Below are 12596 nucleotides of genomic sequence, written 5' to 3'. Positions count from 1 at the left end.
GATTTCGCTACCTTGGTGATCTGGCCGTTTTGTTTTATGCATGAATCCTCGTTCAAGAGGTTGCTCCATGCTGGCGAAGGTATTCTGCAACGTTCTGGTGGCCTTGCTGAACAGCAAGAGACAGTGCGGTTTCTCCATCGGTTCCATTGGCATTTACATCAGCGCCGTGCTCCATTAACAGACGAATGATTTCCGGTTGATTATCATGATATGCAGCGGTATGCAGGCAAGTATGACCATCGCTATCCTGGATGTAGGTCCGGGCTTGGTGGGACAAAAGGAGACGGATTACATCCGTATTTCTCTCTCCGACAATTGCAGCATGAAGGGCGGTGTTGGAAAGGATGAAAGAAACTTTGGAGTGAGAGATTGCATTAATGCCCGCTCCATGATCCAGAAGGACCTGCACGGCATCAGCATGACCGTAATGTGCTGCAAATCCCAATAGTGTAAGTCCATCGCTATTTTCAGTGTCGGTCAGGCTTGGGTAGGATTCCAGCAACTCCTTTAACCGTAGAGCATCCCCTGATTGTGCCGCCTGAAATGCCTCATTAATGACGTGAATAAGTTCCATTCATTGGGCCTCCTTATCAATCATAGCACTATGCTTTTATTTGAAAATCAAATATGCACTTATAGTATGGGTGGCCTTATCAGTTTTTACAAGCACAGGGTAATATGTGTGTAACTGATCTTTGATGATCAAAATGGAGAGACCTGAGGAGGTTGACGATGTTAGTCCCTAACGAGATTTTGTCTATATGGGAAAAGTTTAATACCTTTCCGATGGAGACGTTAACGAAGGCTTGGTTTTATAGGAAAACGGACGGAAAGAAACAGAGAGATGTGTCTTTAATGAAGGAGCACCATGAGCGGTATGGGATTACAGGTAATTGTTTTGACTTAGCGATATGGCTGCTGCACGAGTTTGAAAAAGAAGGAATTGAAGCTTATCCTATCGGCCATGATTTGGGGACAACAGAGGCACACGTCGCTGTAATAGCTAAAAATGAAGATGGCAGACGTTATTTATGCGATTTGGGAGACCAATGGTTGATTCCAGTATTAGTAGATGCAGATCATCCAAGCTTTACATCAGAGAGATTAACAGGATTTTTTCCAGCAGCAGAAATTGAGGTTCAACCGCATCAGGATGCCGTTACAATCTTATATCACAGACCTAATGGTAAAATGAGTCGTCAGAAGTTCGATCTTGCACCATTGGAATTCTCGACATTTTGGAAGGCGGCGGAAATTTCTCAGAACACGATAAAAAAGTCGCCTTTGCTAGAATGTAGAGTTCCGTATTTATCCGAAATTGCACATTGGGAGTTTTATAACTGGTCGAGTTTTCTGAGTACGACGGCTGGAATTATAAATGAACCTGAGATAAAGGATATTAAAGCATGGTGTGATCGACTCCATCAAAAAACAGGGTATAATGAGGATTTTCTTTTGGAAGTATTACAAATATACAAAGATATGTGACTCAGTATGCAGAGATGACTATAACAGCGAGTGGATGGATTCTGGAGAAGGGAAGCGTTCGCCTTTGCCGGGGGACTCTAACCTTAAATTCTAATCCAAAAGAATCCCCTGACAACAGCGATCGGAAGAACTATCCACTTGCGGAGTGGTCTTCCTCAGCATCGCCTAAACAAACTATTTTCACATATACCTATTACCTACACTCCAAAATTAAAATCATCATCAGTCAGCGGCTCCACATTCATTGCACGCACGTAGCCGTTTCCTTTTTTAGAAAAGAAATCATGCTGCTTGGTGTGGGTGCTGATGCCGTTGAATACAATTGGATTGACTTCTTCTTCTTCAAACAACGGATCAAAGCCCAGGTTCATCATGGCCTTATTGGCGTTGTAGCGCAAGAAGACTTTGACATCGTCCACAAGCCCGATAGGAGCATAAATTTGCTCGGTGTATTGTTCCTCGTTATTGTGCAAGTAGCGCAGCAACCCTACCAGCGTCTGGTACAGATCGCGTTGCTCTTCCTCGTCCAGCTCTGCATAAATCTCCTGTGCCAGCACACCTACATAAACACCGTGAATACTTTCGTCCCGCAAAATAAGGTCGATAATTTCTCCGCTGCATGTCATCTTGCCTTGACCCGCCAGATAGAGAGGATAGAAGAAGCCGCTATAAAATAAATAGCTTTCTAACAGCACTGACGCTGCCATAGCGAGATACAAGTCTTTTGGCGTATGAATATTCATATAATACTGACGAATGGTTTCCGCCTTGGTCTGGAGATGCGGATTTTCCTCTACCCAACGGAATATATTATCAATCTCTTCCGTAGAAGCCAGGGTTGTAAAAATACTGCTGTACGACTTCGCATGAATTTGCTCCATCATCGCCATAAAGCTCAGTACAGCTTTGCGTTGCAGCCCATCCACATGCTCCATAATTTGCGGCATACCCACGCCGCCTTGAATCGTGTCAAGCAACGTCAAGCCGCCTAATACTTTCATGTAGGCTTCTTTTTCAATATCACTGAGGGTTACCCAGCTCATTTTATCGTCGGACAGCGGAATTTCATCATCCGTCCAAAATTGCATAATGTTCTGATTCCAGAACATCAGTGTGAAATCATCGTCCGAGCGATTCCAGTTTACAGCTTGTATACCTGTCATTGTTTAGCATTCTCCCTTCAGCTTCCGAGATTTCCTAGAGTCATAATGAAATGACATAGGCGAATCACCGTATGCTTGACATACGGAAGCTGCATCCGCGAGGCCGTGTCCCAACCCATAAAGGGTGAACATCACGCTGGATACAGCTTCTAATGAAAAGCATCCATACATATGAGGACTTCTAATTATAAGCTATCCATACGGTCTTAGATCGAGCAGGTGAGGCACTCTTCCACAGACAGCTTTTTGGTACGTGTGTAGTACAACGATTTGAGTCCTTTGTGAGCAGCATAGAGATAGCAACGCGCCAATTGGCGTGTAGTCACGTCACTGTTCACATGAAGCACTGTCGAAATTCCTTGATCCACGTGAGGCTGGATTTCGGCAATCAGGTCAAGCACTTTGAACTGATCCATTTGATAAGCGGATTTATAAAAGAACACATTATCTCTTTGCAAGTAAGGCATTGGATAATAGGTCGTCGAGTTCGCATAGGTACGTGTTTCAATTTGTTCCACGATTGGCATTACGCTGGACGTCGCATTTTGAATATATGAAATGCTGGCCGTCGGCGCAATCGCCATACGGTACGCGTGATACAAGCCGTTCTTCTGCACGTCTGCCTTCAGCTTGTCCCAATCCTCTGGAGAAGGAATATAGATGCCGTTGAACAGCTCTTGTACACGTGCCGTTGTCGGACGGTAATCGGTATTCAGATAACGGTCAAAATACACCCCAGTCGCATAATCCGATTCCTCAAAGCCATAAAAGCTTTGTCCGGCCGCTTGCGCGATCTCCATGCTTTTCTCCAGCGAGTGATAGTTCATCGTCATAAAGAAGGTACGGACAAAATCCTTCGCTTCGTTGCTTTCATAAGCAATTTTGTTCTTGGCAAGGTAGCCATGCAAGTTCATGACACCCAGACCGACAGAATGCATCTCACGGTTTGCCTTGGCAACACCCGGCGCGTTCGCGACTTGGGTCATATCGCTGACCGAGGTCAGGGCAATCATCCCCTCGTGAACGGATTCGCGGATTTTCCCATGCTCCATCACATTTACAATGTTGAGAGAAGCCAGATTACAGCTGATATCCCGACGAATTGTATCCTGTTGACCGTAATCTGCAATTTCAGAGGTTTCCTGTAATTGGAAAATTTCTGTGCACAGGTTTGACATTTTAACTTGACCCACGTTTTTAAGAGCATGTGCCTGATTAGCGTTACTTTTGTTCATCATGTATGGATAGCCGGATTCCAGCTGGATCATGGCAATTTTGGTCAACATGTCACGCGCGCTCATCGCAACCTTTTTCTTCACCCGGTCGTCAGCAAGCAGTGTATCGTACATTTCATCCAGATCCATATCGTCCAGATGCGTACCGTAGGCCTTGTACACACTGTAAGGAGCGAATACATGCAGCGGCTCATTATCCTGAGCCAGCTTATAAAAGCGGTTCGGAACAATCAGTCCGATGGAGAGTGTCTTGAGGCGTACTCTTTCGTCGGCATTGATTTTTTTACTATCCAGGAACTCCAGTACATCCCAACCGAAAATGTTGTAGTATGCAGCGCCGGAGCCTTTACGTTGACCCATCTGATCCGCGTAGGAGAAGCCGTCCTCCATCAGTTTCAGCACAGGCATAATTCCTTTAGCCGCGCCTTCTACACCTTTAATCGCTTCGCCACGTGACCGCAGTTTCGACAGGTTGACCGCGACACCGCCGCCGATTTTGGACAACTGCATGCAAGTGTTTAGCACGTAGTTGATCGAGTTGAGGGAGTCGTCCATTTCGAGCAGGAAGCAGGACACCAGTTCTCCACGACGGCTTTTGCCTGCATTTAGGAAGGTTGGCGTAGCCGGCTGGAGACGCTGCTCCATCATCGAGCGGGACAACAGGCGCGCCGTATCGGCGTTACCGCGTCCCAAATGCAGGGCGACGACCGCCACCCGGTCAGGATAGTGCTCCAGATAAACCTTACGGTCATTACTCTTCACTGCATAATCCGTATAAAACTTGGATGCTGCCATATAGGAAGGAAATTTAAAATTATAACTATGAGTGATATGGAAAATATCCTTAATTTCGTCAGCTGTATAGCTACTATAGAAATTTTCGTAATAATCATTCTCAATCATGTAGAGCACTTGAGCCGCTGTATCCGCAAACTTCAAGCTCCGTTCTTCGACTTCCTTCATAAATTCGTCTACAGCCTCTTGGTCCTTTTCCAATTGGAAAAAGCCATCTGTATCGCGTTTCATCAACATGTTGTTCAGTTCAATATGCCGCAACTCGGCTCACCTCCTGTTTGAAACGCTCTACATCGCCGAACGTTCCGGATAATTCAAATTTACTGATGACAGGCACGTTATAATGGTCGGAGATCAAATCCGCGCTTTTGGCAAAGCTCTCGCCCCAGTTACGGTTGCCGCTGGCAGCCACACCCACGAGGTTTTGAGCATTTTTTTGCAAAAAGGAAGATACCCTCTCAGGTATCTGTCCAAACCCCGTTGTATATGTAATGAGTACGTATGGTTCCTCTATAGTCATTTGCTCCTGGATTTGGACCGCCGGAAGCTTGAGCTTCCCGATAAATCTTTTTACATTGCCGGTCTTGGAATCATAGGCAATCAGCATTGTATTCATCCTCCTTGACATTTGGCAAAACAGCATCTGTCCAAGGCTCGAAATCCTGTAAAGATTCGCAACCCCTTGCTGGCTGTGCTTCGCCAAAATTTTAACGCCTATTTATATCGGTACTTCCATATCTGTATTTTAAAGATATATGTGTAAAATACGCGTTGCACACTATATTTAGAGTACGATTTCTATTTTATATCTATATATAGGTGAGGTCAATCACTTTTAAAAGGTTGGGCACAAGGATTGGGGGCAAGTCCAAGCGGGGGGCGGGATAAGCAGAATAACTTTTTTTTTCGTGCGAATTTTACAAATGTACTGGAGTTTTGAGGGATGAAGATGTACGATTTGTCAATAGGAGATACTGTGGTAAATCTACCTTTTACTGTAGGGGGGATACGTATGATGGGAAATGGATTTATGGATTCAGGGTCGTTTGATGCTATATTAAGATACCATTACATAACCGAAGGGAAGATGTACTATGCCGCATATGATTGGGGAACGCATCGTATTGAGGGAGTATCGTCAGGAGGATATACCGGAAATACGAAAATGGGTCAATGACCCGGATATTACACGCGGTTTGAGCGATGTTTTTACTTATCCTCATTCTCAGACGAATAGCGAAGCCTATGTACAGATGATGATCGACGGTAACTCCGAGATCAAGGGCTTTGTTATTGCGCATAAAGACACACTGGACTATATTGGACAACTGGATTTATTTAAAATCAACTGGATGAATCGGCATGCCACGCTCGGCATTGTGATTGGGCGCGATGATAACCTGGGCAAAGGCTACGGACATGAAGCGATCCGGCTATTACAGAAATTTGTATTTCATACGCTGAATCTGAATCGGCTGGAGCTGGAGGTCTATTCATATAATGAACGTGCATATCGCTGCTATCTGGCCTGCGGCTTCAAGGAGGAAGGTCGGCTGCGGCAAAAGCTGTTCAGAGAAGGCCAATACTATGACATCATTCAAATGGGCATTTTGCGAAGTGAGTATGAGGCTGCGGAGCAAACGACGGAATCTTCGCAGAACGTGCAGGGAAACAGACAGTCATCATCGTGTCATGTATATATGGAATGAAACAGAACGTTCAAGGTAAAAGGGCTGAACAGCATCAGGCTGTCAGCCCCTGTAAGCTTTCATTCATATAAGCCAAACTCGAACTATAAGCTGACTTGAAAAAATAAGCATCAAAACGGAGTAGGCGGAATGGTGCTGTACAAGCGAAGCACCATCCGACTGCGTAGTGGCACAGTAAGTAACTTTTAAGTTCAGCTTATTTGATCGTTATTTTTCTGCGTTCCACAGCTTAAGCCGATTTTGGATCAGTCCGGTGTAGGTTTCTTCAGCCTTCGGCACACCTGCCTGATCCAGCTCCTGGAGCATGCGGTCATAGACAGCATCAAATTGATCGGGCTTGGCGAGTACAGCTTCGGGAATCCGTTTGCGCACAATGTCCTGCGACTTCTGATAAATGACATTGTAGTTCGTATTGGTCGGAACGGGCATGTTGTAGGCGGCGCCCCATTCTTTCACTGGAAAATCCTTTTCGTTCGGGAACAGGTCCTTCCACGTTCGAGCATTGTAGGCTTGCAGGGATTTTTTTTCGGCCCGGCTGTAATTTTCGGTAATCATCTCGGGATAGTTCGTCGTATAGTAGTTGCCGGAAGGGTCCTTGATGCCGTCACCGTAATGCGGTCCCCATATCCAGTACAAACCGATGCCCGACTCTCTCGTAAAAGCGGAATTATCGGTGTTTTTACGTTGCTGCACATCGGGCGGAATAACCCGTTTGCCATTCTCTACTTTGTAATGCTGGCCTTCGATTCCCCAGTTGCGCAAAATTTGTCCTTCGTCGGAGGCCAGAAAATCCAGAAATTTGATGGCACGCACGGGATTTTTGCACGAGGTCGTAATTCCGATCCCGTATGCAGCATCAAAGCCAAGCGGCTGGAGGGAATGATCCTCGTATTTCTCGCTTAACGTAACCGGGAAATGCGCGTAGGTAAATTCATCCTTGCCCGCCGCTTTGAGCGCGTTTTCGGCATCCTGATAATTCCACTCCTGATCGATGAGTCCAATCACACGACCTGCGGCGATTTTGGACTTGTATTGATCGCTTTTTTGCACAAAAGTATCCTTATCCAGCAGTCCTTCGTTGTACATATGATTCAGCCAGCGAAAATATTCCCGTTCCTCCGGGCGTTTGTAGTGGAGAATGGCTTTACGCGTCTTGGGATCGATATAATACTCTCCATCGTCCGGTCCGCCTGTAGCGGTAACTGCCGGATTTGTCACGGTAATTTGAATTTTCCAATCTTCGGCATCAAGGGAGAGGGGGATGGTAGGCTGACCGTTAGTGGTGGGATATAGGGCTACATAGTCCTTGAGTGCTTTTTCAAAATCCTGAACCGTGCGAATTTTCGGATAGCCGAGCTTCTCGAGTGCCTGATGCTGGATTTCGAACCCGGCTTGTGCGTCAAATGCGATGTGATCTACGCCCAAATTTGTCGGAATGGTATAGATGGCAGGGTCGTCATTGCTATATTTAATACGGTTAAAATAGTCTCCGTACACTTTCTTGATATTGGGGCCGTATTTATCAATCAGGTCGGTTAAGTCAATGAGTGCCCCGGCATCGACCAGCTTACCGACATCGCTTTTGGGATAGACCAGGTCAGGATACTCTCCGCTGGCAGCCATCAAAGCAAACTTTTCCTCACTCCGGCCATTGACGGCATGTTCTCCGTTCAGTGTCACGCCCGTTTTTTTGATAATTTCCTGTCCAATTGCATCTTTCATGTTATTCCAGTTCGAGCTGGCGTCACCACCAAAAAAAGTAAGTGTAACAGGACTGGTATCATCGGGATTTTCCTTTTCTGCCGTACCGCCTGTTCCGTTTGCGCAGCCCGTCGTGACGAGTAGCAACAAAGCCAGGAGCAGGATGGAGCCTTGTCGTACCGACCTGATCTTGAACATCTGCAAAATCCCCCTTTATAAGTATGATTTACATAATGTAAGTGCTTTCAATAGTAAATTGTAGGAAATACCGAACCCTACGTCAAGTCATTTATGTTGATTTGTTATGTGTTTGTTTTTTTATTATGCAAACATATTTTGGTGGATGGTGTGGATTTGTGTAAATCTATCGTTTGATGATATAAAACAAAGTGTGCTACGATGATACCAGTTTATGGGTACACCCATGTATTGGAAAGGCAGAGGCAAAAAAAGATTCCGAATAGGGTTGGGTGAGAAGATGCGTGGAAAAATAACGTTGCAGGAAATTGCGGATGCGGCCGGTGTTTCAAAGTTCGCTGTTTCGCGTGCATTGTCCGGCAAGCCCGGAGTAAGTGAGGAGACGAGGGCAGTGTTGGTCAAGCTGGCTGCCCAGATGGGCTATTTTCGCAATCATCCAAAGACAACGGGGGTGGAACCTCGGGACACGGATGCCGGGGAATGGTCGGGAACTGTGCTGGTGTTATTTCCGAATATACGGCACCAGAACAGAGAATCCAGGTATTGGGGTCCTGTGTTTGAAGGCATTTCTGAGCGCCTGAATGGAAAGGGAATGAACATGCTGACGTTAACGGAGCCTTCAACAGAGGATATGTTTTCTTTGCTGAATCCAGAAGCGATCAGGGGCATTATCACAGTGGGGTCGATTTCTACTTCTATATTGCTGAATATTTATCGGATGAGCATTCCGGTCGTCATGGTGGACCATTGGGATGCTGCGTTTTTAAGCGATACGGTGTTTACAGATAACCGCACATGTATGTCTGAACTCATGAGAAATGTGCTGTGCAGGGGCTATACCCGTTTTCAATTTGTCGGAAATATCGACGATGCTCACAGTTTCTATGAACGTTGGGAAGCTTTTCGCTCCACACTGGAGCTTGGAGGAATAGACTTAAAGCAAAACGGAGCTTTGCTCCACATGGGAGCGCAGAAGCTCGCCGAGGAATTGGACAAGCTGACCGAGGATGAATTGCCGGAGATCTTTGTATGTGTGAATGATGTGACTGCCGGGCACGTGGTGGATGTGCTCAAACGAAAGGGAATTGACGTCCCAAGGCGCTGTGGAGTGACTGGTTTTGACGATACGAGCGAGCAGATGCCGATTTATGCTACGGTGAGAGTGGATAAGGAGCTGCTGGGAATGCGTGCGGTGGATCAATTGCTATGGCGTATAACCAACCCGGATTCGCCCGTCGAGAAAAAGCTGCTGCACGCGGAGCTAGTCATACGGGAGGGGTATGCGCCGCGGCTCAGTCAGGGAAATGATGATCATGAACACCCGATTAGTACAATCAAATATAGTTGATGTCCAGATGTAGATGATTGAGCTCCGTACATGGGGAAGATAAAAAAGTCGCTTTTAGCCTTTTTTGGGCGAGAGCGACTTTTCTTTGTTGTTTTTCAATTTGTTTTTTTACAAAAAACGATTTGACTAATTTGTTAGCTTAATGTTATTTTTGTTATGTTTATAGAGGAGTCAAGATGTTCCCAATCATCCTTACAGGGAGGCTTGCGACGATGTTCAATGTGACAGGGTTGGATAACTGGAGGTTTAGGGAAGCGCAAGGTGATGAGTGGCTTAGCGCGAAGGTACCGGGATGTGTGCATACGGACCTTTTACGACATGGTAAAATTCCTGATCCTTTTATCGGAACGAACGAGGAGAAGGTACAATGGATTGACAAACAGGACTGGATATACGAAGCCCATTTTGAAATGAGTGTGGAACAGCTTCAGTGCCCGTGTGTAGAATTGGTGCTGGAGGGCTTGGACACGTATGCGGAGGTAAAAGTGAATGGACACCCCGTTTTGACGGCCAACAATATGTTTCGGATGTGGAGACGGGATGTGAAGGCATGGGTTCAACAGGGAGAGAATCGGCTGGAAATCGCGTTCCGTTCTCCAATAGCTGAGGATGTGCCCAAGCTGGAACAACTAGGTTACGCTCTTCCTGCGCCGAATGATCAGTCCGAAGCAGGTGGTTTGGCGGACAAAAAGGTAAGCGTTTTCGCGCGCAAGGCTCCTTACCATTACGGTTGGGATTGGGGACCGAGGCTGGTGACGAGTGGCATTTGGAGAGAGGTGCGCGTGGAGGCATGGTCCGGCCTTATCGTAAGGGACTTGTTTATCCGGCAGGATGAAATAAGTGCAGAGGGAGCCAGACTCACGGCTGTGGCAGAGATTGAGAATGCGGGTGAGATCAGAGAAGCCGATCTGCGTATTTCCGCTGACGGCAGGGAGTGGTCGAAGCCTGTTCGTTTGTTGAAGGGAAGGCAAACGGTGGATCTGGAATTGTATATGGAGCAGCCAAAGCTGTGGTGGTGCCGGGGACTTGGAGAGCCGCATCTATATACGTTTGCAGCTGAGCTTGTGGAGCGGGATGAAGGAGCTGTAATCGCGGAAAAAACGGTGAAGACGGGCTTGCGTTCGATTCGTCTTGTGCGTGAACAGGATGTGGCGGGAGAGAGTTTTTATTTTGAACTGAACGGGGTTCCAGTGTTTGCGAAGGGAGCCAACCATATTCCGAATGACAGCTTTGCCCCTGAAGTGACACGGGAAAGGTATCGGCACGAGATTGCCAGTGCTGCCGCCTCTCATATGAACATGTTGCGGGTCTGGGGCGGCGGTATTTATGAGGAAGACGTATTTTATGAGCTTTGCGATGAATACGGTTTATTGATATGGCAGGATTTTATGTTCGCGTGCAGTATGTACCCGGGCGATCAAGCTTTTTTGGACAATGTGGCTAAGGAAGCGGAGGACAACATCAAGCGTCTGCGCAATCATCCATGTATCGCGTTATGGTGCGGCAATAATGAGATTGATTCGGCTTGGGCGCATTATGAGGAGAAGGGAGGCTGGGGCTGGAAAAAGAATTATACGCCAGCGCAACGAGAGCGCTTGTGGTTTGATTATGAGACGCTCTTTCACCGGATTTTACCGGAAGTGGTACACAGCTGGTCCCCGCAGACGGCATATTGGCCCTCGTCTCCACTGATCGGCCTGTCTGAAGACCGAAATCAGCATGCTCATCCGTCCTCGACGGCTGGGGATGTTCATTACTGGGGCGTGTGGCACGCATCTGAGCCTTTTGAGAATTACCATGTGCATGTGGGGCGTTTTATGAGTGAATATGGCTTTCAGTCCTTTCCCGAATACAGGTCCGTGCGCGCTTATGCGGAAGAGAACGATCTGGAGCTGGAATCTGCGGTAATGCTGGCGCATCAAAAGAACGGGGCGGGCAATCGCCTGATTAAAGAATATATGGAACGGTACATGCGGGAGCCGAAGGATTTTAAAGCTTTTCTTCCCATGAGTCAGATTTTACAGGCGGAAGCGATGAAAATGGCCATCGAGGCGCATCGGCGTCGCAAACCTTACTGCATGGGCACATTGTATTGGCAAATGAATGATTGCTGGCCCGTTGCCTCCTGGTCGAGTATGGACTATTTTGGTCGCTGGAAGGCGCTGCAATATACGGCTAAGCGCAGCTTTGTAGACGTGTTGCTGAGCGTGGCGGATACGGAGCAGGGTAATAAGGAGCTGCATATTGTCAACGATACGCTAAAACCTGTTCAAGGCACGCTGCGGCTGACGCTTTTGCATATCCGGGGTAGTAAGGCCATCCGTGAAGAGGACATTCAGGTAGAGCAGCAAGCTAATGCAGCGGGGTCGGTACATATACTGCCTGCCGACAAATGGCTGAAGGGCCTGAACCCTGCTGAGCATATGCTGGTCGCACGTTTGATACAAAACGGTGAACCGGTGGATTCCTGTGAAGTTTATTTTGCTGACACAAAAGAGATGGATTTGCCGCAGCCGAATATTGAAGTAACAGAGGTGCAGGGAAGCGGAGGAAGCAGCTTTAACCTTCGCTCGGATGTATTGGCGAGGCATGTATGGCTGTCGGCGGACCAGGAAGGCATTTTCAGCGACAATCATCTGGATTTGGCTCCCGGTATTCCTAAAACGGTGGGATTTTTGGCTCTGGGCAGAGGGAGCTCGGCTTTTGAGGCAGCTTCTCCAGGCAAACTGACGGTACGCTCGTTGCTAGATTGGATACAAGATTAGAGAACAGATCAGGTTTATCCGTACTTCATTTAGGCGGATAAGCCTTTTTTTGTTGTAAACATGATTTTGTGATGATATGTACAGCGCTTTCGTTGTGTTAGTATATTTAACAAAAATAAGTTTTTAAATTTAATGTTAATGGATATTTGTGAGAAATCTATCTATTTAGCCTCTAATTTTGGTAGAATAGGTTC

The 12596-nt window shown here is 46.8% G+C and carries 9 protein-coding genes; 4 read left to right on the top strand and 5 right to left on the bottom strand.

The window, feature by feature from the left end; translation table 11 throughout:
- Positions 1-52 precede the first annotated feature (52 nt).
- Complete coding sequence (locus ABH897_RS02150; RefSeq protein ID WP_404520937.1) at positions 53-574, bottom strand: ankyrin repeat domain-containing protein; 522 nt, start codon at positions 572-574, stop codon at positions 53-55.
- 158 nt (positions 575-732) lie between these two features.
- On the opposite strand from ABH897_RS02150, the gene ABH897_RS02145 reads away from it, so the two are divergent.
- Complete coding sequence (locus ABH897_RS02145; RefSeq protein ID WP_404520936.1) at positions 733-1488, top strand: hypothetical protein; 756 nt, start codon at positions 733-735, stop codon at positions 1486-1488.
- Positions 1489-1685: 197 nt separating this feature from the next.
- Here the strand turns inward: ABH897_RS02145 and nrdF are convergent, their stop codons facing one another.
- From nrdF to nrdI, 3 genes are all read right to left on the bottom strand, one after another.
- On the bottom strand, positions 1686-2651 hold the full coding sequence (gene nrdF / locus ABH897_RS02140) for a class 1b ribonucleoside-diphosphate reductase subunit beta (protein ID WP_044646970.1): 966 nt from the start codon (positions 2649-2651) through the stop codon (positions 1686-1688).
- A gap of 206 nt (positions 2652-2857) precedes the next feature.
- Positions 2858-4942, bottom strand: coding sequence for a class 1b ribonucleoside-diphosphate reductase subunit alpha (gene nrdE / locus ABH897_RS02135; RefSeq protein WP_283655528.1), 2085 nt, complete (start codon positions 4940-4942; stop codon positions 2858-2860).
- Positions 4929-5288: a class Ib ribonucleoside-diphosphate reductase assembly flavoprotein NrdI gene (gene nrdI, locus ABH897_RS02130; RefSeq protein WP_044646968.1), complete on the bottom strand. Its 360-nt coding sequence runs from the start codon at positions 5286-5288 to the stop codon at positions 4929-4931. The genes nrdE and nrdI overlap by 14 nt, the downstream gene beginning before the upstream one ends.
- Before the next feature lie 487 nt (positions 5289-5775).
- Between nrdI and ABH897_RS02125 the strand changes: the two genes are divergently transcribed.
- Entirely contained in the window at positions 5776-6390 is a 615-nt protein-coding gene (locus ABH897_RS02125; RefSeq protein WP_404520935.1) for a GNAT family N-acetyltransferase, read from the top strand.
- 207 nt (positions 6391-6597) lie between these two features.
- Here the strand turns inward: ABH897_RS02125 and ABH897_RS02120 are convergent, their stop codons facing one another.
- On the bottom strand, positions 6598-8289 hold the full coding sequence (locus ABH897_RS02120; RefSeq protein WP_404520934.1) for an ABC transporter substrate-binding protein: 1692 nt from the start codon (positions 8287-8289) through the stop codon (positions 6598-6600).
- A gap of 280 nt (positions 8290-8569) precedes the next feature.
- On the opposite strand from ABH897_RS02120, the gene ABH897_RS02115 reads away from it, so the two are divergent.
- Both ABH897_RS02115 and ABH897_RS02110 read left to right on the top strand, forming a co-directional pair.
- A complete protein-coding gene (locus ABH897_RS02115; RefSeq protein ID WP_283655531.1) occupies positions 8570-9637 on the top strand; it encodes a LacI family DNA-binding transcriptional regulator in 1068 nt (355 codons plus the stop codon).
- A gap of 212 nt (positions 9638-9849) precedes the next feature.
- Entirely contained in the window at positions 9850-12402 is a 2553-nt protein-coding gene (locus tag ABH897_RS02110; protein WP_404520933.1) for a beta-mannosidase, read from the top strand.
- The last annotated feature ends 194 nt before the right edge of the window (positions 12403-12596 follow it).

This window comes from Paenibacillus sp. RC73, from assembly GCF_044908085.1.
Taxonomy (GTDB): domain Bacteria; phylum Bacillota; class Bacilli; order Paenibacillales; family Paenibacillaceae; genus Paenibacillus; species Paenibacillus terrae_A.
Note: the sequence above shows the minus strand (reverse complement) of the source record. Positions and strands in the feature narration are given on the sequence as shown.